Raw genomic sequence first — 25331 nt, forward strand, 5'->3', positions numbered from 1 at the left:
TGCAGACGAAAGTGCCGCGCTGGGTCGGGACGAAATCGATGCAAAGCGGCACGTCGGAGTGTACATGAGCCAGGCGACAAAGCGATCGGCCCGGTTCAGCCCAAGCGCTGGAGCCCGACACGCAGCCGCCATAACGCATGGCCGCTGCGCTGGTACTTGGCCTCGAACGGCGTCAGCGCTGCACCTTCGGGCACAAAGGTCTCGACCGCAGGGGCGGACCCGGTGACCAGCCCCACGGCGATGGCGAACTCCTCGACGTAGATCTTCCAGTTGGAGCGCAGCTCCAGCTCGCCACCGAGACCGAGCAGGCTCGGCAAGACCGGATGCCCGTGCCAGCGCAGTTTGAGCAACCCCGGCTTGGGATAGGGATTGGGATAAAGCAGGTAATGGGCCTGCGGCGCCCAGCCCGCCTCCAGAGCGAGGCGCCAAAAATCGACCAGATCGGCACGAATCAGCCAGGCATTGCCGGGCAGCGGGCCGTGATCGCGATTGATCCGGTCGAGGCTTCGATCGACACCGATCACCAGCGCGTCAGGATGGCACTCGGCGAGCCTGCGGGTGGAAAGCCCTACACCACAGCCGGAGTCGAGTACCAAGGGATGTCCCGGCCGCGCGTCCAGCCACGCCTGGGCGCTCGCGAAGGCGATCCTGCTATGCTCGGCGAAAGGCCGCCGCCAAGGGGTTCGCAGCGCGCGCTCGACGCGCCGGGCAAGTCCCTGGTGAGGGCCATGCTGGGAGCTGTGGATCGGCGTCGAGTCGGCCTGCATCGGCGGCGGGACCTCCTGCGCGGGGTTTTGGACCAAGCCCCGGCGTTGACTGACAAAAGAATCAGAAACACTGTTCGAAATATCTCGCCCGGCTCGAATGACGGGCTCGCGGCCGCGATGTTATCATCACAACATTACATCCGCGCACCTTCTTGGGGCACCTCGACGCTTCAGGTGCGCGACGTTCGCAATTCACGCGGCACGTCGATGACGCCACGCCAAGGATCTGGACGACGATAGGCTTGGGCCCTGGAAGCAGGCCACTGGCCTCGTCGCCGTCGCTCCAAAGTAGGTGGACCGGCGCCGCGAAGCACGAGTGAGGGTAGCGGCTTGTCACAGTTACCGGTGATCGTCGGTATGGGCGGGGTCAACGCCGCCGGCAGGACTTCAGGGCATCAGGCGTTTCGCCGCACGGTGCTCGACGCGCTGCCGCAGGACGAGCGCGAGCGCACTCTGCTGGGGCTGGCGTCGCTGATGGCGCTGGCGAAGCTCGACGACCAGGGCCAGTGGATCGATGCCGAGGATCAAGCATTGACGCCCGCCGCTCTGGTCGAGCGCTACCGCGAACGGATCGTATCCCATACCTTGATCCGCCGGATCGAGCCGCCCACCTACGATGCCCAGGGCATCGTCGCCAATCGTGCCGCCAAGCTCGAGCTCGACGCGCCGCTGAGCTTTCGCCTGCGCCGGCGCGAACTGCCCGAGCAGCTGCCGGCGCAGTGGGAAGTGGTCGATCTCGACGCCCGCCACGTCGAGGTCCGCGTGCCCCAGGGCGCGCTCGAGGTGCTGCTCCCCGACCATCGCCAGCCGCTGGTCAACAGCGCAGGCCAGCTGCCGAGCGGCTTCGAACCAACCGCCTTCTATCGCAGCGTGCATCATCCGCGGGCCCTGGCGATGACCATCTTCGGCGCCTCCGACTGCCTCGGCCAGAGCGGGCTGGAATGGCAGGAGGTGGCCGACCGCCTGCCCCCCGACCAGGTCGCGGTCTACGCCAGCAACTCCACCGGCCAGCTCGACCACGAAGGCTGGGGCGGACTGCTGCAGAGCTTCGTCACCGGCAACCGCGCGACCTCGAAGCAGATGCCGCTGGGCTATGGCCAGATGCCCGCCGACTTCCTCAATGCCTATGTGCTCGGCAGCGTCGGCGCCACCGCCGGCCTCCAGGGCGCCTGCGCGACCTTCCTCTACAACCTGCGCATGGCGGTGGATGACATTCGCGCGGGCCGCCGTCGGGTGGCGATGGTCGGCACCGCCGATGCACCGGTCACCGCGGAGGTGATCGAGGGCTTCCGGGTGATGAGCGCGCTGGCCGACGACCAGAGCCTCAAGGCGCTCGACGCGCTGGAGCTTTTGACCGATCAGGACTACCAGCGTGCTTGCCGGCCGTTCGCCCGCAACTGCGGCTTCACCATCGCCGAATCGGCGCAGTTCGTGCTGGTGATGGACGATGCCCTGGCGCTGGAGCTCGGCGCCGAGCTGCTCGGCTCGGTGCCCGAGGTATTCGTCAACGCCGACGGCTGGAAGCGCTCGATCTCCGCCCCCGGGGTCGGCAACTACGTGACCATGGCCAAGAGCGTCAGCCTCGCCCGCGCGATCCTCGGTGAAGAATCGGTGCAAAGGCGCAGCTTCGTCCACGCCCACGGCACCAGCACGCCGAAAAACCGCACCACCGAATCCCACGTCTTCGACCAGGTCGCGGCAGCCTTCAGCATCGAGCGCTGGCCGGTCGCGGCGATCAAGGCCTATATCGGCCATTCACAGGGCAGCGCCGCCGGTGACCAGATCGCCAGCGCCATCGGCACCTTCCATCACCGCCTGATGCCGGGCATCGCGACCCTCGACGAGGTCGCCGACGACGTCTTCGCCGAACGCTTGGTGCTTTCCCGCGAGCATCTCGAACTCGACGCCGACGTCGCCTTCATCAACGCCAAGGGCTTCGGTGGCAACAACGCCAGCGCCCCGCTGCTCTCGCCACGGATCACCGAGCGGCTGCTCACCCAGCGCCACGGCGAGGCGGCGATGAGCGCCTGGCGGCGCAAACGCGAAAAGGTCCGCGAGGCCTCCATCGCCTTCGAGCAGCGCTCCCTCGGCGGTCGCTTCGAGCCACGCTATACTTTCGGCGAGGGCGTGCTCGAAGGGCCGGAGCTCACGATCGATGCGCAGTCGATCACACTGCCGGGCTATGCCCAGCCGATCTCGCTCAAGATCGCCAATCCCTTCGGCAGCCTCGACTAGCTGAGCTGTCGCGGGTTCGACTCCCGCGGCCCGCCCACCGCGCAACGTTCGCCACCGAGCCGCCATGACCACCATCGTCTATCCCGGCACCTTCGATCCGATCACCAACGGCCACATCGACCTGATCGAGCGAGCAGCCCCGCTGTTCGAACGCCTGCTGGTCGCGGTCGCCGCCAGCCCGCGCAAGCGCCCAGCGCTCAGCCTCGATCAGCGCGTGACGCTGGCAAGCGAAGTGCTTTCGGGAATCCCCAACGTCGAGGTCATCGGCTTCGATGGCCTGACCACCGACTTCCTCATCGAGCAGGAGGCCCGCGTGCTGCTGCGCGGGCTACGCTCGAGCGCCGACTTCGACTACGAGCTGCAGCTGGCCCAGATCAACCGCATCCAGCTGCCCGGCACCGAAAGCCTGTTCATGGCCCCAGCTCCGGAGAACGCCTGTATCTCATCGACCATCGTCCGCGAAATCGCACGCCTGCACGGCGACGTCTCGCGCCTCGTCCCCGCTGCCGTGGCCCAGGCGCTGAGCGTACGTTTCGCCGACGAGGCAGCGGAGCGCGGCGAGTGATCGACATGCAGCGACCAGGGGGTGATCAGCCATGTCATTGATGATTACCGACGAATGCATCAACTGCGACGTCTGCGAACCCGAGTGCCCCAACGGCGCGATCTCTCCCGGCGAGGAGATCTACGTCATCGACCCGAGCCTGTGCACCGAATGCGTAGGCCACTTCGACGAACCCCAGTGCCAGCAGGTCTGCCCGGTCGACTGCATCCCCCACGACCCCCAACACGCCGAGAGCCAAGACCAGCTCTACGCCAAGTACCAGCTGATCGTCTCAAGCGTGGGGTGAGGGCGAAAGGCGCCCCCCTTTCTATCAACCCCCTATCCATCGACCCTCATCCATCAACCTTCATCTAGCTCGAGTACCCTCACCATTCGATCGCCAATGAGCGATTCGACTAGCCAGGCGAGCACACCGAGCCGTGCCCATGGTTGCCGCAAGCGGACCAGCGGTTAAGAAGCCAGCGCACAGCTCGACCTCGTCCCGATGCAGATCCGGGTGATTCGCTGCGTCGAACAAAGGCGCGGCCTGTGGGAAGCCCACCTTGCAATGGAAATCATCATCGGTATATTCAAGAAATTTTCGACCAATAAAGAGAGAATCATGATCAAGGGCGACAGCAGTTCATCTCACTATTTTCAGCATTTCATCAAACGCCATATTCTGTGCTTGGCTATATTCTCTCTTGGCGCGTTGACCGCCCAAGCGGGCGAGCCGGAGGAAATAGCGCAATTGATTGATCAGCGATTGGATTACATGAAAGATGTCGCTGGCTACAAGGCTGAAAATCATCTGCCCGTGGAGGATTTGCCCCAGGAGCGCATGGTGATTGAAAAATCACTGGCCGAGGCCGAGTCTTTAGGCCTGGATGGCGAGTCCGTCGAGCAATTCATGGTCGCTCAAATCAGTGTGGCGAAAGCCATTCAATACCGCTATCGCGCCGACTGGCTATCCGTACCGGAGCCGAACTGGGAACCGCGGGATCTAGCGGATATCCGACAGCAGATCAGTGCGCTGAGCGAGGCCACTATCCAGAGAATCGCAGATGAGCTGAAAAACCAGCCCGACGCCGAGGTCGATCACTGCCCATCCATCCAGGAGATTCAACGACACAACGTCAAAACATCCGACAAAGAACTACTTTGTCTGGCGTTGAATCAGATCAAATTGAAGTAGCGCCCGGCCACACAGCGCAACCGGCCGGAGACCGCCCCGAGAAAGGGATGCGTCTTGAAATGAGGCCGGTTGCCGCAGAGATCGATTCCCTCACCTGACGATATCGTCCCTCAGCCGTAGATGGCTTGCGGCTTGCTAGAACGCCAACTGAGCGAGACGTTGCGCGCCGTTCACCTGTTCGGATCAGCAGTCGACGAGGAGCTCAAGCCGTAAAGCGACATCGATCCGCTCGACACCGTAGGCGCTCCGTTAGTCCCAGCGGTTCGACATCACCCGGATGGGATAAAAGGTCAGAGATACTTGGTGATGGTTTTGAACTCGTCGATCGGTCCTCGTTGACTACGGGGCAAAGAGCCGACCACATCCTCGAGACAGTGATCGAGATGATCCTGAATCAGCGTGCGCTTGGCCTGCGTGATCGCCTTCTCGACGGCGGAAAGCTGTTGGGCGATATCGACACAGTTGCGTCCGCTTTCGATCATCTGCACCACGCTGCGCAGATGACCTTCGGCGCGTTTCAGGCGCTTGGAGATCGCCTCGTGATGATGGTGCGGGGCGTGGTTATGAGGACTGGAATTGCTATCGGCTTCGCTCATGAAGGGGTACGCATCCGGCAAAGATATCTTGGAATCGAGCCGCCACTGCGGCTCGAGGCTATGATCGAGCATGTGCTTGGCTCGCCGTCGGTGCCTGCGCATCAGGCCCGTGTTGGAGACCGCTCCAGCCATGATACCCCGTATAAATCCCCACCATCACGATCAGCACGCTGGAGAAGTAAGGCGCGCGAGCGGCGGCGGTCGATAGCCAGGAATACCGCTTGGAGGCCTGGCGCATGCCCATGGAGGCAACGATGCCGATCGCGACCAGTGTGATCGCAAGGCCAATTGAAAAGCACAGCACCAGCACAGCGCCTAGCGAGAACTGTTTCACCTGGATGCAAAGCAGCAGTACGGTGATTGCCGCTGGGCAAGGGATCAGGCCACCGGTGAGACCAAAGAGCAGGATTTGCCCATTGGTCACGGTCGGCGCATTCGAAAAACGCCTGCGAATGTCATTGGCGTGGGAGAGTTCATGGGCGTCTTGATAGCCCTCGGTCGCAAGGGCCAGGCCCTGCCCCTGCCGGGCCGCCCCGTCGCTCCGTTCGCTCTGGGTGAACGATAGGTCGTAGCCGTGCTCATGATCACCGTGGTCGAGGCTCACCCGGACCATGAAATCGTAAGGCCCCTGGACAGCCTCGACCGACTCCATGTAGCCATCGCGATCGACCAGCGCATACTGCTCGCTGCTCCCATCCGCGCGCTCGACGGTCAGCGTGACGTGCTCAGCGGTCCATCGATCGCCACTGATCGCCCGAAGCCGCCAGTGCGCGGGCTGCTCCGGGCTGAGCTCGAGCGCCATGGAGCCATGCCCTGTATCGATCCGACGAGAGAGCGATTGCTTGTCTCTGCCCGCCTCATCGGCATCGACTTCACGCCGATGCTGCTTGGCGGCGTGCTGGTTCTTCCAAGCCTGGGCGCACATCCAAATGGCGATGGCGATGATCAACACCGCCGAGGCGAGCTGGAAGTACGGCTCCGCGGCTTCTCCATCGAGGCCTTGGAAGAAATACATGCCCGTCATCGCAACGGCCCACACCACCATGGTGTGCGAGAAGGTCGCCGCGCCCCCCAGCAGGACCGCCTGAGCGATCGTGCCGCGTACCGCGACGATGAAAGCGACCATCATCGTCTTGGAATGACCCGGCTCGAGCCCGTGCAGGGCACCCAGCAGAATCGCAGTTGGAATGAAAAGCCATGCGGCCGCGGCGCTTTGGCCAAGTAGCTGTGCAAAATCCATTACCGCCTCCCGATCTGGATCTGATTTCCTGTCAGTTTTCGAGACATCGCTCAGGCAGGGGCGTCACGGGACTACCGGCCGGACAGCTGCTACAAGCGGCTTGTCGAAGTGGACGTTTTCAGCGAACCCACCGATCACGCGGTAATCGCCCGGCTTGCATGGCATATTAACCCCTCCAGGGGGATAGGACTACAAGCAACATCGAGGTCCGAAGAACGGCCCCGTCCCGATGGAAATCTACGAACCAGACGACACTGCGATGGTAGGCGACCTGAAGGGGTTGCGATGAGCCATATGAGTCACTCGACCCGGTGATAAATCTACAGGTGGCATCAGTGAACTTGCAGAATTGAGGCGGGTGGAATGCGCTTCATCCACGCACGCATTCAGTTGCGTTTGGACTCACGCAAGAGTGAGCCGATCCTCACCCAAGAGCGTTTTGAAAGCTCATATGATCGATGATCGAATGAGCATTTTTCCCATAGCGAAAGGTATGAATTTCCCTCCCGGAGATAACAACAACGAATGAATATCCACGACAGCTTCTATATCGATGGTGAATGGCGCAAGGCTTGCTCTTCGCAGAGCACCGAGGTGATCGATCCGGCGACCGAACGGCCGATCGCCCGAATCGCACTGGGCAACGAAGAAGACGTCGATCGGGCGGTCAACGCGGCGCGAAATGCCTTCCCCGCCTTTTCTCAGTGGAGCCGCGAGCAGCGCCTGGCGCTGCTCGAACGCATCCTGGTCGAGTATCGTGCGCGGCGCGAGGAGCTGGCGCTGCGGGTCAGTGAAGAGATGGGCGCTCCGCTCGGCTTCGCCCTCGAGTGGCAGGTCGGCATCGGCGAGGCCCACATCGCGCGCATGATCGAAGTATTGAAGCACTATGAGTTCGAGTCATCGCGCGGCTCGACGCTGGTGGTCAAGGAACCCGTTGGGGTAGTGGCGCTGATCACGCCCTGGAACTGGCCGCTGAACCAGATCACCTGCAAGGTGATGCCGGCACTGGCGGCAGGCTGCACCATGGTGCTGAAACCGAGCGAGATCGCCCCGCTGGATGCACTGGTGTTCGCCGAGATCCTCGATAGCGCAGGCGTCCCGGCCGGGGTCTTCAACTTGGTCAATGGCACCGGCGTCGAGGTCGGCGAAGCGCTCTCCCGCCATCCCCAGATCGACATGGTCTCGTTCACCGGATCGACCCGGGCGGGCGTCGCGGTGGCCAAAGCGGGCGCGGATACGGTGAAGCGGATTCACCAGGAGCTGGGTGGAAAATCGGCCAACATCCTGCTTCCCGACCTGACCACCGAGGCGGGGCTCGAACGCGCGGTCAGACAAGGGGTGCTGTCGTGCTTTTCCAATACCGGGCAGTCATGCAACGCGCCCACGCGGATGCTGGTGCCGCGCCAGCACTACCAGGAAGCGGTCGGCTATGCCGTGCAGGCCGCCGCCGGCGTGAAGGTCGGCCCACCCAAGGCCGCCGATACCACCATCGGCCCTTTGATCAGCGCACTGCAGTTCGAACGGGTCCAGTCGTGGATCGCCTGCGGGATCGAAGAAGGCGCGACGGTGGCGATCGGCGGCTTGGGTAAACCCCAGGGACTCGACCAGGGCTACTACGTCAAGCCCACCATCTTCACCGATGTCACCGCCGGGATGCGCATCGCGCAGGAAGAGATATTCGGCCCGGTGCTGGTGATGATCGCCTATGAAGACGTCGAGCACGCCGTCGCCTTGGCCAATGATTCGCCGTACGGACTGGCCGCCTACGTGCAGTCCAACGACCTGGACACCGCGCGCGGCGTCGCCCGGCGGCTGCGGGCGGGGACGATTGCGATCAACTACCCCGCCTGGGACTCCTCGGCGCCCTTCGGCGGCTACAAACGTTCCGGCAATGGCCGGGAATACGCTGACTTCGGCCTCGATGAATTCCTCGAGATCAAGGGCATCACCGGCTACGCAAGTGCGCATTGATGAGCCGCGCGCCCTGGACGATCACCGCCAGGGCCTCCTGGCCATATTCCCGATGAATGGCGATTTCACCGCGAGCCCATGATGAAAGACAACGATCGGTTCGGCATCAACAATCTCTATCGTCAAACGGCGATCGCGCCCCCCGAAAGCCCGCAGCTCAGCCAAGACGTCAGCGCCGATGTGGTCATCGTCGGCGGCGGATACACGGGCCTGTCGACGGCGCTGCATCTTGCCGAAGCCGGGCTTTCCTGCGTTCTGCTCGAAGCCCATGACATCGGCCATGGCTGCTCGGGCCGCAATGGCGGGCAGGTCAACCCGGGGCTGAAATGGGCCCCCGACCAGGTCGAGCGGGACTTCGGCCCCGAACTCGGCAAACGGATGGTCGAGCTCTCCTACGCTGCGCCAGCCGAGGTCTTCGATCTGATCGAGAAGCACCAGATCGACTGCGCCCCCCGGCGCACCGGCACCATTCGTGCGGCGATCGACAGCGCCGGGCTGCGCGACATCCAGACGCTGTCGGCGCAGTGCATCCGCCGCAACATGCCGGTCGAGCTGGTCTCCGCGGAGGGTATGCGAAAGCTCACCGGTACCGAGCGCTACCTGGGTGGGATGCTCGATCACCGCGGCGGCCATATCAACCCGCTGGGATATGCCCGGGGCCTCGCTCACGCCGCGATCCTCGCTGGCGCGCGCTTGCATGGCCAAAGCGCGGCGCTATCGATCGAGCGCCAAGGCGCGGGCTGGGTGGTGCGCACCGCCAAGGCCAGCGTCAAGGCCGCCCGGGTGGTGGTGGGCACCAATGGCTACACCGGGGACCTATGGCCCAAGCTCAAGCGTACCATCGCGCCGATCTATACCTATGTGACCGCGAGCGAACCGCTGCCGGACGAAATCCTGCGCACGCTGATGCCGTCCGGCGCGGCGCTGTATGAGTCCGCCTGGGACGTCGTCTACTACCGCGTCGATGATGGCGGGCGCTTGGTGATGGGAGGGCGCGGCCCCCAGCGCGACGCCACCAGCCTCGATGACTATGCCCACCTGATCCGCTATGCGAAGAGACTCTGGCCCCAGCTCGAAGGGGTCTCCTGGCCCTGGCACTGGTACGGCCAGGTGGCGATCACCGAGGACCACTATCCGCATTGGACCGAGCCCGAGCCCGACGCCGACCTGATGCTGGGCTACAACGGCCGCGGCATTGCGATGGCCACCGTGGCCGGCCGGCTGATCAGTCGGCGGATCGTGTCAAACGGGAGTGACGAGCAGGACTTTCCAATTCGCACCCGGCTCAAGCCGATGCCATTCCAGCCGTTCTGGCGCGTAGGTGCCGAAGCGCGGATGCTGCTCGGCCGCGCGGGAGACCTGTTCAAGCATTGAAAAGGCAAGGCCCCGGCCCGGCCATGCGCCAGGCGCCAGGCGCGGGGTCTTCACACCACCAAGAGGAAATCGTCCACCGCCCAGTGCAACCTGGCGAGCTCGCCGGGTGCCAGGGTCGGCGTACCGCTGCGGTGCGGCTGCGATACGGTCAGCGAACAGCCGCCGACCTCCACGGTGTAGCGCAGGCTTTCGCCCATGAACAGAGCGGAGGTGACGATCCCTTCGATCTGGCTCTCAGCGGCATCGAGCGTATTGGACGCTGCGGTGAGATGGATCTTCTCCGGGCGCAGCACGCACTGCGCCGGACCCAGCCTCGCGCCGTCGCCGCCGCGCGCAGTGAAGGTACGATCGAACATTCGCACATCGTAGTACCCCGCTGCCGTGGCGCCGGTCACCTCCACGGTGAGGAAGTTGGCCTCGCCGATGAACGATGCCGCGAACCGGCTGCATGGACGGTCGTAGAGCTCGCGGGGGCTACCGATCTGCTCTATCTTGCCGTCGTTCAACAGCGCCACGCGGTCCGACATCACCAGTGCTTCGCGCTGGTCGTGGGTCACGTAGATGAAGGTGATGCCCAAGCGGTCGTGCAGGCTCTTGATCTCCAGCTGCATCGCTTCGCGCAGCTGCTTGTCGAGCGCGCTCAACGGCTCGTCCATGAGCAGCACCGGGGGGTCGAAGACCACCGCGCGCGCGATCGCCACGCGCTGCTGCTGCCCTCCCGAAAGCTGCTGTGGGTAGCGGTTCTCGAAGCCCGACAGCTGCACCAGGTCGAGCATCTTGCTCACTTTGTCGTGGATGACCGCTTTGGAGGTGCGAGTCTGGCGCAGCGAGAAGCCGATGTTCTCGGCCACGGTCATATGCGGAAAGAGCGCGTAGTTCTGAAACACCATGCCGATGCCGCGCCGCTCCGGCGGGAGCAGAGTGACGTCGCAGTCATCGATGAGTATCCGTCCGCCGCTGACCTGCTCGAATCCCGCCAGCATCATCAAAAGCGTCGACTTCCCCGAGCCCGACGGGCCGAGCAGGCTGATGAACTCTCCCTGCTGGATATCCAGGTCGAGCCGCTCGATCGCCACGCTCGAACCATAGCGCTTGTGGATGCCCTCGAACTTGATCGCCGCTCCAGCGCGCTTGCCCGTCACCTCGGTGATACCTGCCCGCAGCATGCCGGCCCCCTTCTATTGTGCTTTTCTCGATCCGGTCGAAAGATGATCCCGCGAAAGGCTCGCCGCGCAGCGCAGCGGGCCTTTCGCATCGGAGCGTACGCTCAGCTGAGGATGAACCTGGCCCAGCGGCTCGAGAGTTCGTCGTAGCTTTGCGACCACCAGACATCGTCGTAGGGAATCAGCTCATCGATGTACTCGCTCGAGGTCGGCAGCATCTTGAGCCGCTCCGCCGGCAGCAGCGCCTCGGCGCCATCGTTGATGAAGCCGTAGGAGATCAGCGAGGAGAGCCGCGCCTGAGGGGCTGCCATGCTCATGAACGCCGAGAGTTTCAACGCATTCTCACGGTTGGGAGCGTTCTTAAGGATCGCCCAGCAATCGTTACGCAGCAGTTGGTTACGCCAGATGATCTCGATCGGCGCGCCCGCGCGCTGGGCGGCATCGACGCGTCCGTTCCAGGCCGTGGCCATCACCACCTCGTCATCGCTGAGCAGCTGGGCGGGAATTGCCCCCGCCTCCCACCACCTGACCACGTCGGGCTTGATCTTCTCGAGGCTGGCGAAGGCCTTGTCCATGTCGATGGGATAGACCTCGGAGGGAGGTACACCCGCCGCCATCAGGGCGATCTCCAGGTCGGGGCTCAGCCCGCCGCCGCCGGACTGCAGCGACCTGGGGCCAGGGAAGTTCTCGGTATCCCAGAGATCCTGGGCGCTGGCGGGTGGCGTATCGAAGGCGTCCGGGCGGAAAGCGATGATCTGGGCATAGGGAAGCATCAGGAAATAGTGCTTCTTCAGATAGTGCTCGGGGATGTTGGCGGTATCGAACAGGGAATAGTCGAACTCCTCGAAATAATCGCCTTTGGTCTGGAGGTTGAGCACCGATGCGCCTTCGAACTCGCACAGGTCGTACTCGTAGTTCCCGGTGTCGACCATCGCCCGGATCTTGGCCGAATCCGGCCCTTCGCTTTCGATCACGCGGATCCCGGTCAACTCGGTGAAGGGCTGCAGATAGGCCCTGCGCTGGGCCTCCTGCAGCGCGCCGCCGTAGGAGCAATAGCGGACTTCGCCGCTGCCCTTGAGCGCGTCGGGCACCGAGGTGATCTCAGGCAGCGTCACCTCCTGCGCCAGGGCGGGAAGCGCGAACATGCTGGTCATCTGGGTCGCGGCCGCCGTGGTCAGGCCGAGCTTGGCCGCCGCCCCGATGAACTGACGACGGGTGAAGTCGGCGACATGGGGCGGCTGCGACGACATCAGCGCAAAGAGCCGGTTGATGATGCGGAGTCTGGCATCGGACATCTGGACATCCTCTTTGTGGTTGTTGTTCGACCGACGATTCCCGAGCGGCCTCGGTGGTCAGGTTCGTTCCTGCTCCTGGGTACGCAAGCGTTCCGTGCGCCGCCTGAGCAGTTCGGCGACGATCATCAAGCCCAGGGTGACGACGATCAGCAGGCTGGAGGCGGCGGCGATGGTGGGTTCCAACTGGTAGCGGATCTGGTCCCACATTCGCCGTGGCAGGGTGACCGCGTCCGAGCCGGAGACGAACAGCGCGATCAGCAGCTCATCGAAGGAAGTGGCGAAGGCGAAGATCCCGCCCGCCAGGACGCCTGGACGAATCAGCGGGAAAGTGACCTGGCGAAACGCCGCGAAAGGCGAAGCACCCAGATTGCGCGCGGCCTGCTCGAGGCGCGGATCCACACCGTTGAGCGCATTGGCGACGGTGATCACCACGAAGGGGACCGCCAGGCAGGTATGGCCGACGACCAGCGCAATCGGATTACCGATCAGTCGATAGTCGGCATAGGTGTAGTAGAGCCCGATCGCGACGATGATCCCGGGAACGATGATCGGCGACAGGATCATCGCCGCCACCAGCCGACGCCCAGGAAAGCTGCCGCGCATGAGGCCTATCGCGCCGGGAATTCCCAGCGCCAATGACAAGAGCGTCACCGCGACGGCGACACCGACGCTCATGGTGGCGGCGCTGGTCCAGGCGTAGGAGGAGAAGAACTCCTGGTACCACTGCAGGCTGAGACCCGGAGGAGGAAAGCGCAAAAACCGCGCCGAAGAGAACGACAAGATGACCACGATCACCATCGGCGCGATCAGGAAGGCCAGAATCAACGCCGATACGAGCCCGAGAGAAAAGCCTGCCAAGCGTCCCATTTATCGCCTCATCAACGGGTTGAGCGGAACAATACGGACGAAGAGCGCGCAGATCATAAGCACCGCCGCCAACACCACCACCGCCATCGCCGCGGCGATGTTCCAGTTGAATCCGCGCACCTGCGTCTCGATCAACTGGGCGATCATCATGTCCCGCGGCCCTCCCACCAGGGCGGGGGTGATGTAGAAGCCGATCGACAAGGTGAAGACCAGTACCGCACCGGCGGCGACACCCGGCATGGACAGCGGCAAGGTGACTTGGCGAAAGGTGGCGAAAGGACCCGCGCCCAAGCCTTTGGCGGCGTCGACCAGACGCCAGTCGAAGGACTTGAGCGTGGCGTAGAGCGGCAGCACGACGAAGGGCAGCAGCACATGGACCATCGCGATGTAGACCGCCGTGCGCGTGTTGAGCAGCTGCATCGGGCGCTCGAGCAGGCCGATGTTGACCAGCGTGTCGTTGATTACCCCTCGCCGCCCCAACAGCACCATCCACGCGTAGGTGCGGACCAGGATCGAGGTCCAGAACGGCATCAGCACCAGCAGCAGCAGGATGTTGGCGACGCTGGTCCTGGTCCGGGCGATGAAGTAAGCCAGTGGATATCCGAGCAGCAGGCAGAGCGCGGTGGTGATCAGGCTGATCGTCATCGTGATCTGCATTACCCGCCAGAAGGCGCTGTCGGAGAGGACCGCCTTGAACGCCGACAGCGACCAGCCCTCGCCGCTCTCCAGCGAGCGCAGCAGCATGCTGAACACCGGGGTCAGGTAGAAGAGCGCGATGAAGGCGATCAGCGGCAGGATCAGCAGCGCAGTGCGGTTGAACCGCATGGCGGCTCTACCGCGACGCCGGGATGAGTGCTTGGTCAAGGCCATCGTCACGAAGTTGTCCTTATTGGAATTTTGGCCGTGAAGGTCTTCACCAGCGACGTCCTGCGATGGACATCGCGTGGCTGCTTGCTAACTGATACCGGAGTCCCGAGTTTTTGTAAAGAGTGAAATTATAAGTATGAAATTTCACAAAAGAGGAAACAGGCAGTGACCGGAGGACCAGCCCCTGCGCCCCCATCGCTCGGACGCAGGCACCGGGACGCAGCGCAGGGGGGCAGGTGAAGCGGCGGCAGGGCGCGAGGAAAACGAGCGAGCCGGCAGGTCCCGGCCGGCCCGGGTCAGTAAGAGGCGGGGCTCGCCACCCAGATCATCTCCGCGTTCTCATCGCCGACGCACCAGAAACGAATCATGCAGGTCGCGGGGAAGGCGAAAGAGTCGCCCGCTTCGAGGCGATAGGGCTTGGCATCGACCTCGAGCATCACCGTCCCAGACAGCACGGTGCCGCATTTGAACCCCTGGGGATGATTGTAGGGAGTATCGCCCGTGCTACCGCCGGGCTTGAGCGTCATCCGGCACATCTGGATCCCGGTACAGGCATCCGGCGTCAGCAGCTCCTTGACCGTTCTCTTCTCGCCGAGATCGAGAATCCGGCGCCGGCGATGACGCACGACGATGCCATCGTCGGGGTCGTCCTGCGGGGCTCCCGCATCGTCGAACAGCCATGCCACCGGCATCTCCAGCGCCGCGCAGATCGCCGTCATCGAGTTGATCGATGGCATGGTCAGGCCACGTTCGATCTGGCTGAGCTGACCGATGGAGATGCCGGCGAGGCTGGAAACCTCCTGCAGCGACATGCTGCGCACCTTGCGGCGCAGTCGCAGTCGCATGCCGAGCCCGCCATTGGTGTCCTTTTCCTGCGCCGGCAGGCGCTGAGTTGCGCGCATCGTCTTCCCTTCTGAATATTTTTCTGATACTAAAATAATAGAACAATAATTTCAATCAGATGGAAACCACCATTCGGCCAGCGAATGAAGCCTGAGCCACCGATACCAACGCCAGCTCCCACTGCGCCCCGTCGGCATACGGCGAGCGCAGCGGCCTGGCTGAATCACCATACCGAGCGTCAGGGCCACCCTCCCCCGCCCCTCTTGCGTGCACAGGTGATGGGGCAAAGATACAGGAACCGATGATGTCACCGATTAACCTTCCCTTCGATCTCGAGCAGATGCTGAGCGGGCTCAAGTCCTGGGTAGAGTGCGAAAGCCCCACCACCGACGCCGCCGCGGTGAACCGGATGATGGATCTGGCCAGTTACGACCTCGCCGCCGCGGGCGCGAGTATCGAGCGCATACCCGGGCGCAAGGGGTTCGGCGGCTCGGTCAGGGCACGCTTCCCGCACCGCAACCCCGGCGCCCCCGGAATACTGGTGGCGGGCCACCTGGATACCGTCCATCCCCTCGGCACGCTGGACAAACTGCCCTTCAGGCGCGAGGGAGCGCTGTGCTACGGCCCCGGCATCATGGACATGAAGGGCGGCAACTATGCCAGCCTGGAAGCCATGAAGCAGATCCTGCGGGCGGGCATCGAGACGCCGCTACCAGTGACTTTCCTCTTCACCCCGGACGAAGAGTTCGGCACCCCCTCGACCCGCGAGCTGATCGAGACCGAAGCAGCCAAGCATCGCTACGTGCTGATTCCCGAGCCTGCGATGCCCGACGGAGGCGTGATCACCGGCCGCTACGCCATCGCCCGGTTCGGCCTGCAAACCCGCGGACGACCGAGCCATGCCGGCTCGCTTCTGGCCGAGGGCCGCTCCGCCATCGCGGAGATGGCCCGTCGGCTGCTGCAGATAGAGGCGATGACCTCCGAGGACTGCACTTTCAGCGTCGGCGTGATCCGAGCGGGACAGTGGGTCAACTGCGTGTCTTCGAGCTGCGACGCCGAGGCCCTGAGCATGGCCAAGCGGCAGCCCGATCTGGAGCGAGGGGTGCGCATGATGCTCGAGCTGTCGGGCGAGGCCAATGGCGTCGAGTTCGAGGTGACCAGGGGCGTGACCCGGCCAGTATGGAAACCCGGCGCCGAGACCATGGCACTGTTCGACGTGGCCCGGGAGATCGCGGGCGAGATCGGCTTCGAGATCACCGCCAACAGCGTCGGCGGCGGCTCGGACGGGAACTTCACCGGCGCGATGGGCATTCCCACCCTGGACGGTCTGGGCGTTCGCGGCGAGGGATTGCACACCCTGAACGAGCATATCGAGGTAGATAGCCTGGTCGAGCGCGCGCGCCTGATGGCTGGGCTGCTGACCCGGCTGCGCTGAAGCCGGACAGCGGCGCAACGCCAACCGCGCACCTGCACCACCCAGCGGCTAGAATGCTCTGCACTGAATTGACGATGCGTCCCGCTCCCCGACCCTTGACGGTCGGGAGCGGGCGCCTCGCTCGCTATCGATCCAGAGGTATTCTTGGCGCGTCCTTCTTCTCCGTCATCCCCCGCCGCCGCGGCCTCCTCCCACTCGGTCTGGCGCCTGGCCTGGCCGATCATCCTCTCCAACGTCAGCGTGCCACTGCTCGGGCTGATCGGCACCGCGGTGATCGGCCATCTGCCGGATGCGCGCTACCTTGGTGCGGTGACCCTCGGCACCACACTGTTCAGCCTGCTGTTCTGGGCCTTCGGCTTCCTGCGCATGGGCACCACCGGACTGACCTCCCAGGCTCATGGGCGCTCGGACGCCGCTTCAGTGCGCGCGCTGCTGCTGCAGTCGCTGGCGCTGGCGGCGTCGATCGGCATGGTGCTGATCGTGCTCTCACCCTGGTTGATTCCCTTCACCCTGGGTTTGCTCGGCGGGGAGGCGGAGGTCCAGGCGCTGGCGGCGGAGTATGCGCGAATCAGGATCCTCTCGGCGCCGGCGGTGCTGGCCAACTATGTGGTGATCGGCTGGTTCCTCGGTCAGCAGAATGCCAGGGCGACGCTGATCCTGATGGTCTTCGGCAATCTGCTCAACATCGCCCTGACCCTGCTGCTGGTGCTCGGCGTCGGGCTCAAGAGCGACGGGGTCGCCTGGGCGGCCCTGGTGGCCGACCATGCCACCCTCGCGCTGGCGGCGTGGCTGGTCCGCTCACGCGGCCGCGAGCTGGCTGGGCGTTTCACGCTTGCGGCGCTGCGCGGACTGGCCGGCTACGCCGCGCTGTTCCAGGTCAACCGGCACCTTTTCGTACGCACCTTGTGCCTGCTCTTCGCTACCGCGTTCTTCACCTCGCGCGGGGCCGAGGCGGGCACCACCGTGCTCGCCGCCAATGCGGTACTGATGCAGTTCGTGATGCTGACCTCGTTCGCCCTCGATGGCTTCGCCCAGGCCGCCGAAGCGCTCACCGGGCGCGCGGTGGGGGCACGCCGGTTCGACCAGTTCGCCGCTGCGGTACGTGCCTGCGCGCGCTTCTCGCTGTACACCGCGATCGCTGCGGCGGCATTGTTCGCGCTGGCCGGGCCGTGGATGATCGACCTGCTCACCGGCATCGAAGAGGTGCGTGCGACCGCGCGCGACTACCTGCCCTGGCTCGCGCTGATGCCGCTGATCGCGGTGTGGAGCTACCTGCTCGACGGAGTCTTCATCGGTGCCACCGAAACCAAGGCGATGCGCGATACTCTACTGCTGTCGCTGGCGATCTACCTGCCGAGCTGGTACCTGTTGCAGGGTTTCGGCAATCATGGGCTGTGGCTCGCCTTCAGCCTGTTCACCCTGACCCGCTCGGTGAGCCTCGGCGCGATCTACCTGCGCAGGCGCAAGGGCGCCTGGCGCGACAGCGCTTGAATCCATTTCTCAAGGAAGAGGCACGCGCCCATGCAGCCCCCCGATCCCTACCGCCGCGGCTATGATCCCGCTCTGGGCGAGCGAGCACGCAAGCGTTTCAAGGCCTACCAGCCCCCGCCGGTCAGCCCGGCCCGCGCGCGCTTCCACGATATATGGGACGCGATCATCATCATTGTGGTCTGCCTGAGCCTGGGACTGATCCTGTTCGATACGCTCTACCGCTGGACCGCGCTGCCGGCGCTTTTGGAAGCCCTCTCCCCTTCGCTGAACGCAGCGGGTGGATGGCTCTCGGCCAACGCCACCCGCATCGATCTGATCTTCGTCGCCATCTTCGTCATCGACCTGATCGGCGGCTGGACCATGGCGATCCTCGAGCGGCGCTACCACCGCTGGTTCTTCTACCCTTTCGTACATTGGTACGACGTACTCGGCAGCCTGCCGATCGCGGGACTGCGCTTTTTGCGCATACTGCGCGTGATCGGCCTGGTCGCGCGGCTGCAAAGGCGCGGCGTGATCGAGATCCGCGACTGGCGGATCTATCGCTTCTTCAACAAGTACTACCAGGTCGCGCTCGAGGAGCTTGCCGATCGCATCGCGATCAAGCTGATGACCAGCGCCCAGGAGGAGATCCGCCTCGGCGACAGTCTACCCAAGCGGATGATCGACGAGGTGCTCGCGCCACGCCGCGATGTGCTGGTGGGGGTGATCAGCGAGCGGCTGAACGGGCTGGTGGCCTTCGCCCGCGACCGGCATCGCGGCGACCTGGAGCGCTACCTGATCTCGAGCACCCGCAAGGTGCTCGACGAGAACCCGCGCCTGCGCACGCTCAAGGGGCTGCCGTTCGGCGACCACCTGGCGCGCAGCCTCGAAAGCAGCCTGATCGATGTGATCCAGCGGCTGGTGCGGGATTCCAACCAGGCGCTCTCCTCGGATCAGTTCCAGCACGCCACCGAACGGCTGGTTGGCGACGTCTTCGATCGCGCGCTCGCAGACCCCGCGCTCAGCGACGGCCGGCTGGAGGAGACCCTGATCGACGTGCTCGAAGTGCTCAAGGACGAGATCCAGCTCCAGCGCTGGAAAGAGCGCTACGGCTGATGGATCAAAGCGGCTCGAGCGGCAGCTCCTGCGGGGTCTCGAGCTGGGCCACCAGGCGGTCGAGGGCATGAGCCAGCGTCTCGCGGTCGCGCGCGGCCCCCAGGCATAGCCGCACCGCCTGAGGTGCCGGTGAGTGGCCGATGCAGAATGGCTCGCTGGGGGTGAACAGGATCCGCTCGGCGGCGAGCCGCTCGAGCAGCGGGCCGGCGCGCTGATCCAGCGGCAGGGTGAGCCAGAGGAAGGTCGAACCGCGCTGGCCGCGCGGCGAGTAGCCGGCCAGGCGTTCGAGGGCGAGGTCGTAGCGCGCCTCGAGCTCGGCATTTTGCCATTCGAGCATCCGCGCGGCGTCACCGCTTTCGATCCAGGCACAGACCAGCGCACTCATCAACGGCGGTGTCATCCAGCTCTGCGCCCGCAGCGCCCCGCGCAGGCGGATCGCCGCCTGATCGGGCATCCGCATCACTCCCTGACGCAGGCCACCGCCGAATATCTTCGAAAACGAGAACAGATAGAGCGTACGTTCAGGGGCGAGCCGATAGAGCGGCGAGCCCCTGAGCGCCTGGGGTAGATAGAGCACCCCATCCTCGAGCAACCACCAGTCGTGACGCCGCGCCGCCTCCACCAGATGGCAGCGGCGCGCCTCCGACATCCACCGCCCGGTCGGATTGTGCTGGTCGGGCATCACATAGATCAGCTTCAGCGGCTGCTGGGCGTGGAGCCGCTCGAGCGCCGCCACGTCGATGCCTTGCGCGTCCTCCCCCACCCCGAGCGCCTTGATCCCGAGCTGGCGCGCGGCGCCCTGGAAGCCAGGGTAGGTCAGCTCGCAGCTGGCCGCCCGCTCGCCCGCGCGCAGCATCGCCGCCAGGGCGACGAAGATGCCGTGCTGCCCGCCCTGGGTGAGCAGCAGCTCCTCGGCATCCACCGGCAGGCCGATCTCGCCCATGAACCCGGCGATGCACTGGCGGTGTTCGAGCAGCCCTTGCTCGCGCTGATAGCTGATCGACGCTTCGAGCATCTCCGCCCGTGCGCGAACACGCTCCATCGCCCGCGCCAGGCCGGCGGCACGTTCGGGATGAGGCGGCGCATGGGCGTGGCTCAGATCGATCGTCGAAGGCGCGTATTCGAAGGCGTTGGGCACCAAAAGCTGCTGGCGCGAGGCGAGCGAACTGGAGGAAACATAGGTGCCGCTACCGACCCGGGCCTCGACCAGCCCCCGGCGTTCGGCCTCGGCATAGCCGCGCGTCACGGTACCGACGGTGACCCCGAGGCGATCGGCGAGCTGGCGCTGCGGCGGCAGCTTGTCGTTCTCGCGCAGCTCTCCGCTGGCGATCGCCTTGCCGATCGCTTCGCACAGCGCACGGTAGCGGGGCCTGTCGGGAGCGAGCAGCGGCGTCCATATCGTCATGGTGACAATAATCCGATTGCGTTAGGAATTGACTCGATTATGCTCGAAAAAATGGCGCAATTAAAAGAAAAATTGGGCCTTTTATCGAAAATTGAACCCATACAAAAGAATCGCCACCATGACTGCCACCCTGCTGCTCTCGTTCGTACTGTTCGCCTTCGTCGCCTCGATCACACCGGGGCCGAACAACCTGATGCTGCTTCACTCCGGCGTGCATTTCGGCTTTCGCGCAAGCGTGCCGCACATGCTCGGGATCAGCTTCGGCTTCGCGCTGATGGTGGCGATGATCGGCTTCGGCCTGGGTGCCGCCTTCACTCGATGGCCCTTGCTCGATACCTTGCTGCGCTGGCTCGGCGCGGGCTATTTCGTCTGGCTCGCCTGGCGGCTGGCAAGCGCCCCGGCTCAGCCACCAAAGCCGGCTAAGCTCGGCACCGCACGCCCAATGAGCAGCCTCGGCGCCGCCGCATTCCAATGGGTCAATCCCAAGGCGTGGATCATGGCGATCGGTGCGGTGACTACTTTCGTTCCGGCCCAGGACCACTTCTTCAACGTGCTGCTGATCAGCGCACTGTTCTGCCTGGTCAACCTACCGAGCGTCGGCTGCTGGGCCTGGGCCGGTGAGCGGCTACGGGTCTGGCTGGAGACGCCTTCGCGGATGCGCGCCTTCAACCTGACCATGGCCGCGCTGCTGCTCGCCTCGCTCTGGCCGGTGCTGGCGGCCTGACCTGCGAGCTCAGAACCCCGCGGCGGCACCGTTGCTGCGCGGGTCGAAGGCACCCTCCAACACGCCATTGGGGTGACGAACCACAGCGCCAGCGTGGCCCATGGTCTCGCTGAACGGCGCCAGCAGCTCGACCTCGTGGCCGCGTTCGGCCAGAGCTTCGACCACCGCCTGGGGAAAGCGCGACTCGAGCTTGAGGCTGTCGCTGGTATCGCCCCAGGTGCGTCCGAGCAGCCAACGCGGTGCGCTCACCGCCTGCTGAAGCCCTTGGCCGAACACCGCGTAGCGGCTGTATACCGCGGCCTGGGTCTGGGGCTGGCCATCGCCGCCCATGGTCCCGTAGACCAGGGTGCGACCGTCGCTGAGCCGGGCCGCGGCGGGATTCAAGGTGTGAAACGGCTGCTTGCCCGGAGCCAGCGCAAGGATATGTCCAGGGTCGAGGCTGAACGAGGCCCCCCGGTTCTGCCAGTTGATCCCGCTGCCCGGCAGCACCACGCCGCTGCCGAACTCATGATAGATGCTCTGGATGAACGACACCGCGAGGCCGGATTCGTCGATGACGCCCATCCAGATGGTATCGCCCGGCCCCTTGCCCTCTCCCCAGGGCGCCGCCCGCGCCATGTCGACCGCCGCCGCCTCGCGATCGAGCGCCGCGCTCTCAAGGCATGCCTGGGGATCGATGCGCATGCAGGCGGGATCGGTGATCTGGCTGTCGCGCACCGCGAAGGCGCGCTTGGTCGCCTCGACCAGCGCATGGATGTGATCGGCGCTGTCGGCTTCGACCGTGGAGAGCCCCAGTCGGTCGGAGATGCCGAGGATCATCTGCGAGACCAGCCCCTGGGTCGGCGGGGCGAGATTGAATATCTCACCGGTGCTGTGGGCAAGCTTCAACGGCGTACCACGGCGTGCCCGGTAGCCTGCGAGGTCGGCGGCGGTCACGGGCATGCCGAGCCGGCCGATATCGGCGGCGATCGAGCCTGCCAGCTCGCCGCGGTAGAAGTCGTCGAGCCCGTTCGCCGCGAGCCGTGACAGCGTCGCCGCAATCTTCGGCTGCTTGAACAGGCTGGCTTCTTGCGGCACTCGGCCATCGACCAGGAAGCTCTCGGCGAAGCCTGGGATGTGCTCGAGTTCGCTATGTTTGGCCCGGGTCGCGGCGACCTGGGAGTGGGTCACCGGCATGCCCTGGGAAGCGTAGTGGATGGCATCCGAGAGCAACCGGGGCAGCGGCAGCGGTGGCCGCTCGGCGAGCTCACCGGCGAGCTCGAGCGCGACCCGCCAACCGTCGACGGTACCAGGTACGGTCAGCGCGGCATCCGCGCCGCGAAACGGAATCCGCTCGCGCCCGGCGTAGCGATCGAGGGTGGCGAGGCTGCCCGCCGGACCGCTGGCGTCGATCGTCACCGGCTCGCCGTCGGGCGGCATCACCAGCCAGAAGCCATCGCCGCCGATCCCGTTCATATGCGGGTAGACCACCGCGATGGCGGAGGCGGCGGCGACCATCGCCTCGATGGCGTTGCCGCCCTCGCGCAGAATCGAGAGCGCCGCTTGCGCTGCGAGGCTGTGAGGGGCGACGGCGAGACCGCGCGGGGCGACGGTGGCGTTGAGCATCTAGGCGAGTTCCTGGTGTCGTGGTTCGAAGCGAAGGTTGATGGCAATCAGCGGCCCGGCAGCGGCAACCAATCGAGCACGCGCTGGATCTGCTGGTCCCAATAGTGCCATTGATGATCCCCCGGGCCCTCCTCGTAGCGCAGCTCGAGCCCGGCGTCGAAAGCCGCGTCGCGGAAGTCGAGATTGGGCCGATAGAGGAAGTCCTCGGTACCGCACCACTGATAGAGCCTGGGCGCGGCCGAAGGCAGCTGGCGATAGCGATCGAGCAGCGCGAACAGGTCGTCCTCGCCGCCGCGCGGATCGCGATCGGCGAAGATCAGCCCGAAATCCGGCGGCGGGTCCAGGCGCTGCGCAACCGCGACGATATCGAGCGAGCCGGAGAGACTGGCCGCGGCGGCGAAGCGCTGCGGCTCTCGCAGCGCCCACTTGAAGGCGCCGTAGCCGCCCATCGAAAGCCCGGCGACGAAGGTCTCCTCGCGACGGCGCGAGATCGGCAGTAGCCGTTCGGCGAGGCTCGGCAGCTCCTCGGTGAGAAAGGCGTACCAGCGCGGGCCGTGCCGCATGTCGGTGTAGAAGCCGCGTCCGCAGGCCGGCATCACCACGGCGAGATTGCGCTCGGCGGCGTAGCGTTCGATCGCGGTCTGCCGGCACCAGGCGCTGTCGTCGTCACTGAGCCCGTGGAGCAGGTAGAGCACCGGCCACGGGCCATCGCCGTGCTCCGGTACCAGCGCCTGGAGAGAGGCGTCGATGCCGAGTACCTCGGACGCGAATCTGCACTGCAGCCATGCCATGACCACTGCTCCGCTTTGAATGAGATGCCCTATTACGCCGCGCGGACCCGTGCTTGTCGAGCCAAGCGACGGTTAACGACGCGTTGCTTTTTTGTGTCGAGTTGAAATTCCGGCGATCGATCCATCCCAACCGCGGTCCATACTGCGAAAGTTCTACGCGGCGGCGGCAATCCAAGCGCTGCACGCGAGGGATCAGACGAATCAGAAAGACAAGGGACTCATCGCCTATGCTGGTTTCGATCCAGGCACTGCGGGCCTTCGCCGCTTGGCTCGTGGTCTTCCACCACTTCATGCAGGTGTTTTTCAATTTCAAGGCCGAAAGCCTGACCGGGCAGTTGCTCTCCACCCGCGGTCAAGTCGGCGTCGACATCTTCTTCGTGATCAGCGGCTTCGTGATCTATCTGGCCAGCGCAGGCAAATCGATCCACTCCCCTCGCTTCATGCTCGAACGCTTGATCCGCATCGCTCCCGCCTACTGGATCTTCACTCTGATCACCGCGTCGATCATCTACTTCGACGCGCGGATGATGCCGAACTATGGCCTCGACCCGGTGGCGCTGCTCAAGTCGCTGCTCTTCATTCCGACCCAGAACCCGGCCGGCTTCGGTTTCTATCCGATCCTTCCGGTGGGCTGGACGCTGAACTTCGAGATGATGTTCTACGCCCTGTTCGCGCTCTCGCTGCTCGCCGGGCGACGGCACCGGGTATGGATCACGACGCTGCTGGTGGTGCTGCTCGGCGGCTGGCTCGCCCACCAGCCATTCATCTCGAGCTTCTACACCAACCCGGTGATCTACGAGTTCCTGCTCGGCATCGGTCTCGCGTTGATCTACCGTCGTGGCTGGCTGCCCGCCCTGTCGGGCTGGGCCTTGCTGGTCCCCGCGGCGATCGCCGCGGGCGCTGTAGCGATGATCCTGCAGTTCGACGACCAGCATCCCTATCGCCTGTTGACCTGGGGCCTGCCCAGCGCCGCACTGGTCGCCGCCTTGATCAGCATGGAGAAGCTGTTCGACGGCAATCGCGTGCTCAAGCACCTCGGCGACTGGTCCTACTCGGTCTACCTGCTCCACGTCATCGTGCTCTGGTGCGGCGCTTACTTGCTCCACCGCCGGCTCGGCCTCGACCCTTACCTGACCCTGGCGCTGTGCCTGCCGGTGATCGCCGTCGGCTCCTGGCTCAGCTTCACCTACGTCGAGATGGCGCTGTCGCGCCGGCTCAAACGCAGCCTGGGGCTGTCACGGCGCCCGCCGCGGGCTGAAGAGCGGCTCGAGCCGAACACTTGAAGCGCGAGTCCCACCGATCGAGGGTCATTGAACGCGCGATCCGAGACGACCGCGGCACGGTGCATCGAACGCCAAAGCGCCCGGCGAAATCAGCCGGGCGCTTCAGTGCTACCGGGTCGGATCATCAGCCACAGTCGAGGCCGTTGATCACGCCCTTGTCGTCGGTGCGGATGTTGAGCCGGTCATCACGATAGTCCATGGTCGCCGCGGTGTGCGGCGCCAGTACGCGCTGCTGGCGCGCACCGCTGAGTGCGAGGAGCTCCGCGTAGAGCGCATCGCTACCGGTCTGGCCAACATAGCTCTCGACCCTGCCGGCATCGCACTGCTGGTCGGGCGCGCCGGTCTGCGTCTGCTGCGTATCGCTCGGCTGTGCGCCGCTGGCACCCGTGCCCTGGTGCTGGTTCGATGGGGAGAGATACTCGACGCCGGGAGGCGCGCCTGGTATCTCCTGCTCGGGGGTGGAAGAACAGGCGCTGAGCGCCATGGCCAGCACCACGCCACCTACGAGGGTTCCTTTCATTCCTTGCCTCCTTGTTCATGGCCGG

23 protein-coding genes are annotated in these 25331 nt (G+C 64.8%); 11 read left to right on the top strand and 12 right to left on the bottom strand.

Annotated elements, in window-relative coordinates; genetic code table 11:
- Positions 1 to 95 precede the first annotated feature (95 nt).
- Entirely contained in the window at positions 96 to 767 is a 672-nt protein-coding gene (locus A5892_RS18280; RefSeq protein WP_064124010.1) for a class I SAM-dependent methyltransferase, read from the bottom strand.
- Positions 768 to 1124: 357 nt separating this feature from the next.
- Here A5892_RS18280 and A5892_RS18285 point away from each other — a divergent pair, with 357 nt between their 5' ends.
- From A5892_RS18285 to A5892_RS18300, 4 genes are all read left to right on the top strand, one after another.
- Positions 1125 to 3002 (top strand): beta-ketoacyl synthase, encoded by a 1878-nt coding sequence (locus A5892_RS18285; protein WP_064124610.1) that lies wholly within the window; start codon positions 1125 to 1127, stop codon positions 3000 to 3002.
- A 64-nt stretch (positions 3003 to 3066) separates the two neighbouring features.
- On the top strand, positions 3067 to 3567 hold the full coding sequence (coaD, locus tag A5892_RS18290; protein WP_064124011.1) for a pantetheine-phosphate adenylyltransferase: 501 nt from the start codon (positions 3067 to 3069) through the stop codon (positions 3565 to 3567).
- A 31-nt stretch (positions 3568 to 3598) separates the two neighbouring features.
- Positions 3599 to 3853, top strand: a complete 255-nt coding sequence (locus tag A5892_RS18295; RefSeq protein ID WP_064124012.1) for a YfhL family 4Fe-4S dicluster ferredoxin — start codon at positions 3599 to 3601, stop codon at positions 3851 to 3853.
- A 198-nt stretch (positions 3854 to 4051) separates the two neighbouring features.
- On the top strand, positions 4052 to 4741 hold the full coding sequence (locus A5892_RS18300; protein WP_223302731.1) for a chorismate mutase: 690 nt from the start codon (positions 4052 to 4054) through the stop codon (positions 4739 to 4741).
- A gap of 290 nt (positions 4742 to 5031) precedes the next feature.
- On the opposite strand, the gene A5892_RS18305 is transcribed toward A5892_RS18300, so the two are convergent.
- Together A5892_RS18305 and A5892_RS18310 are read right to left on the bottom strand one after the other, a co-directional pair.
- A complete protein-coding gene (locus A5892_RS18305) occupies positions 5032 to 5337 on the bottom strand; it encodes a metal-sensing transcriptional repressor (RefSeq protein WP_064124612.1) in 306 nt (101 codons plus the stop codon).
- A gap of 58 nt (positions 5338 to 5395) precedes the next feature.
- A complete protein-coding gene (locus A5892_RS18310; RefSeq protein ID WP_064124013.1) occupies positions 5396 to 6577 on the bottom strand; it encodes a nickel/cobalt efflux transporter in 1182 nt (393 codons plus the stop codon).
- Between the two features lie 525 nt (positions 6578 to 7102).
- Here A5892_RS18310 and A5892_RS18315 point away from each other — a divergent pair.
- Both A5892_RS18315 and A5892_RS18320 read left to right on the top strand, forming a co-directional pair.
- Positions 7103 to 8548, top strand: coding sequence for an aldehyde dehydrogenase family protein (locus A5892_RS18315; RefSeq protein ID WP_064124014.1), 1446 nt, complete (start codon positions 7103 to 7105; stop codon positions 8546 to 8548).
- Between the two features lie 81 nt (positions 8549 to 8629).
- Complete coding sequence (locus tag A5892_RS18320) at positions 8630 to 9922, top strand: NAD(P)/FAD-dependent oxidoreductase (RefSeq protein ID WP_064124015.1); 1293 nt, start codon at positions 8630 to 8632, stop codon at positions 9920 to 9922.
- Positions 9923 to 9972: 50 nt separating this feature from the next.
- Here A5892_RS18320 and A5892_RS18325 read toward each other — a convergent pair whose 3' ends face one another.
- The 5 genes from A5892_RS18325 to A5892_RS18345 form a co-directional block, all read right to left on the bottom strand.
- Positions 9973 to 11088 carry an ABC transporter ATP-binding protein gene (locus tag A5892_RS18325; protein ID WP_064124016.1) on the bottom strand — a complete coding sequence of 372 codons (1116 nt, stop codon included), beginning with the start codon at positions 11086 to 11088 and terminating at the stop codon, positions 9973 to 9975.
- A gap of 101 nt (positions 11089 to 11189) precedes the next feature.
- Positions 11190 to 12380 (bottom strand): ABC transporter substrate-binding protein, encoded by a 1191-nt coding sequence (locus A5892_RS18330; protein WP_064124017.1) that lies wholly within the window; start codon positions 12378 to 12380, stop codon positions 11190 to 11192.
- A 57-nt stretch (positions 12381 to 12437) separates the two neighbouring features.
- Positions 12438 to 13247 carry an ABC transporter permease gene (locus A5892_RS18335; RefSeq protein ID WP_064124018.1) on the bottom strand — a complete coding sequence of 270 codons (810 nt, stop codon included), beginning with the start codon at positions 13245 to 13247 and terminating at the stop codon, positions 12438 to 12440.
- Positions 13248 to 14072 (bottom strand): ABC transporter permease, encoded by an 825-nt coding sequence (locus A5892_RS18340; RefSeq protein WP_064124019.1) that lies wholly within the window; start codon positions 14070 to 14072, stop codon positions 13248 to 13250.
- Positions 14073 to 14410: 338 nt separating this feature from the next.
- Positions 14411 to 15016 (bottom strand): helix-turn-helix domain-containing protein, encoded by a 606-nt coding sequence (locus A5892_RS18345; RefSeq protein WP_064124020.1) that lies wholly within the window; start codon positions 15014 to 15016, stop codon positions 14411 to 14413.
- A gap of 245 nt (positions 15017 to 15261) precedes the next feature.
- Here A5892_RS18345 and A5892_RS18350 point away from each other — a divergent pair, with 245 nt between their 5' ends.
- The 3 genes from A5892_RS18350 to A5892_RS18360 all read left to right on the top strand — a co-directional run bounded on the left by A5892_RS18350 (position 15262) and on the right by A5892_RS18360 (position 18978).
- Positions 15262 to 16392 carry a M20/M25/M40 family metallo-hydrolase gene (locus tag A5892_RS18350; RefSeq protein ID WP_064124021.1) on the top strand — a complete coding sequence of 377 codons (1131 nt, stop codon included), beginning with the start codon at positions 15262 to 15264 and terminating at the stop codon, positions 16390 to 16392.
- Positions 16393 to 16536: 144 nt separating this feature from the next.
- Positions 16537 to 17883 carry an MATE family efflux transporter gene (locus tag A5892_RS18355; protein WP_064124022.1) on the top strand — a complete coding sequence of 449 codons (1347 nt, stop codon included), beginning with the start codon at positions 16537 to 16539 and terminating at the stop codon, positions 17881 to 17883.
- A 30-nt stretch (positions 17884 to 17913) separates the two neighbouring features.
- Complete coding sequence (locus tag A5892_RS18360) at positions 17914 to 18978, top strand: ion transporter (protein ID WP_082890555.1); 1065 nt, start codon at positions 17914 to 17916, stop codon at positions 18976 to 18978.
- 4 nt (positions 18979 to 18982) lie between these two features.
- Here A5892_RS18360 and A5892_RS18365 read toward each other — a convergent pair whose 3' ends face one another.
- The gene (locus A5892_RS18365; protein ID WP_064124023.1) at positions 18983 to 20383 is read right to left on the bottom strand and encodes an aminotransferase-like domain-containing protein; all 1401 of its coding nucleotides are present in this window, start codon (positions 20381 to 20383) and stop codon (positions 18983 to 18985) included.
- Between the two features lie 118 nt (positions 20384 to 20501).
- Here A5892_RS18365 and A5892_RS18370 point away from each other — a divergent pair, with 118 nt between their 5' ends.
- Entirely contained in the window at positions 20502 to 21107 is a 606-nt protein-coding gene (locus A5892_RS18370) for a LysE family translocator (protein ID WP_064124024.1), read from the top strand.
- A gap of 9 nt (positions 21108 to 21116) precedes the next feature.
- On the opposite strand, the gene A5892_RS18375 is transcribed toward A5892_RS18370, so the two are convergent.
- A complete protein-coding gene (locus A5892_RS18375; protein ID WP_064124025.1) occupies positions 21117 to 22712 on the bottom strand; it encodes a gamma-glutamyltransferase family protein in 1596 nt (531 codons plus the stop codon).
- Positions 22713 to 22759: 47 nt separating this feature from the next.
- On the bottom strand, positions 22760 to 23503 hold the full coding sequence (locus tag A5892_RS18380) for an alpha/beta hydrolase (RefSeq protein ID WP_064124026.1): 744 nt from the start codon (positions 23501 to 23503) through the stop codon (positions 22760 to 22762).
- Between the two features lie 227 nt (positions 23504 to 23730).
- Between A5892_RS18380 and A5892_RS18385 the strand changes: the two genes are divergently transcribed.
- Complete coding sequence (locus A5892_RS18385; protein ID WP_064124027.1) at positions 23731 to 24786, top strand: acyltransferase family protein; 1056 nt, start codon at positions 23731 to 23733, stop codon at positions 24784 to 24786.
- A gap of 124 nt (positions 24787 to 24910) precedes the next feature.
- On the opposite strand, the gene A5892_RS18390 is transcribed toward A5892_RS18385, so the two are convergent.
- Positions 24911 to 25306, bottom strand: a complete 396-nt coding sequence (locus A5892_RS18390) for an I78 family peptidase inhibitor (RefSeq protein ID WP_064124028.1) — start codon at positions 25304 to 25306, stop codon at positions 24911 to 24913.
- Positions 25307 to 25331 lie beyond the last annotated feature (25 nt).

This window comes from Halotalea alkalilenta (genome assembly GCF_001648175.1).
In the GTDB taxonomy this organism is placed as follows: domain Bacteria; phylum Pseudomonadota; class Gammaproteobacteria; order Pseudomonadales; family Halomonadaceae; genus Halotalea; species Halotalea alkalilenta_A.

What these genes read in the sequence shown, in the direction of transcription:
- A5892_RS18315 (WP_064124014.1), top strand. Translation starts at nt 7,103, where the DNA reads ATGAATATCCACGACAGCTTCTATATCGATGGTGAATGGCGCAAGGCT.
- A5892_RS18335 (WP_064124018.1), bottom strand. Translation starts at nt 13,247, where the DNA reads ATGGGACGCTTGGCAGGCTTTTCTCTCGGGCTCGTATCGGCGTTGATT.
- A5892_RS18320 (WP_064124015.1), top strand. Translation starts at nt 8,630, where the DNA reads ATGAAAGACAACGATCGGTTCGGCATCAACAATCTCTATCGTCAAACG.
- A5892_RS18340 (WP_064124019.1), bottom strand. Translation starts at nt 14,072, where the DNA reads ATGCGGTTCAACCGCACTGCGCTGCTGATCCTGCCGCTGATCGCCTTC.
- A5892_RS18360 (WP_082890555.1), top strand. Translation starts at nt 17,914, where the DNA reads ATGCAGCCCCCCGATCCCTACCGCCGCGGCTATGATCCCGCTCTGGGC.
- A5892_RS18375 (WP_064124025.1), bottom strand. Translation starts at nt 22,712, where the DNA reads ATGCTCAACGCCACCGTCGCCCCGCGCGGTCTCGCCGTCGCCCCTCAC.
- A5892_RS18295 (WP_064124012.1), top strand. Translation starts at nt 3,599, where the DNA reads ATGTCATTGATGATTACCGACGAATGCATCAACTGCGACGTCTGCGAA.
- A5892_RS18350 (WP_064124021.1), top strand. Translation starts at nt 15,262, where the DNA reads ATGTCACCGATTAACCTTCCCTTCGATCTCGAGCAGATGCTGAGCGGG.
- A5892_RS18380 (WP_064124026.1), bottom strand. Translation starts at nt 23,503, where the DNA reads ATGGCATGGCTGCAGTGCAGATTCGCGTCCGAGGTACTCGGCATCGAC.
- A5892_RS18300 (WP_223302731.1), top strand. Translation starts at nt 4,052, where the DNA reads ATGCAGATCCGGGTGATTCGCTGCGTCGAACAAAGGCGCGGCCTGTGG.
- A5892_RS18325 (WP_064124016.1), bottom strand. Translation starts at nt 11,088, where the DNA reads ATGCTGCGGGCAGGTATCACCGAGGTGACGGGCAAGCGCGCTGGAGCG.
- A5892_RS18345 (WP_064124020.1), bottom strand. Translation starts at nt 15,016, where the DNA reads ATGCGCGCAACTCAGCGCCTGCCGGCGCAGGAAAAGGACACCAATGGC.
- coaD (WP_064124011.1), top strand. Translation starts at nt 3,067, where the DNA reads ATGACCACCATCGTCTATCCCGGCACCTTCGATCCGATCACCAACGGC.
- A5892_RS18330 (WP_064124017.1), bottom strand. Translation starts at nt 12,380, where the DNA reads ATGTCCGATGCCAGACTCCGCATCATCAACCGGCTCTTTGCGCTGATG.
- A5892_RS18370 (WP_064124024.1), top strand. Translation starts at nt 20,502, where the DNA reads ATGACTGCCACCCTGCTGCTCTCGTTCGTACTGTTCGCCTTCGTCGCC.
- A5892_RS18280 (WP_064124010.1), bottom strand. Translation starts at nt 767, where the DNA reads ATGCAGGCCGACTCGACGCCGATCCACAGCTCCCAGCATGGCCCTCAC.
- A5892_RS18390 (WP_064124028.1), bottom strand. Translation starts at nt 25,306, where the DNA reads ATGAAAGGAACCCTCGTAGGTGGCGTGGTGCTGGCCATGGCGCTCAGC.
- A5892_RS18310 (WP_064124013.1), bottom strand. Translation starts at nt 6,577, where the DNA reads ATGGATTTTGCACAGCTACTTGGCCAAAGCGCCGCGGCCGCATGGCTT.
- A5892_RS18285 (WP_064124610.1), top strand. Translation starts at nt 1,125, where the DNA reads ATGGGCGGGGTCAACGCCGCCGGCAGGACTTCAGGGCATCAGGCGTTT.
- A5892_RS18305 (WP_064124612.1), bottom strand. Translation starts at nt 5,337, where the DNA reads ATGAGCGAAGCCGATAGCAATTCCAGTCCTCATAACCACGCCCCGCAC.
- A5892_RS18365 (WP_064124023.1), bottom strand. Translation starts at nt 20,383, where the DNA reads ATGACGATATGGACGCCGCTGCTCGCTCCCGACAGGCCCCGCTACCGT.
- A5892_RS18385 (WP_064124027.1), top strand. Translation starts at nt 23,731, where the DNA reads ATGCTGGTTTCGATCCAGGCACTGCGGGCCTTCGCCGCTTGGCTCGTG.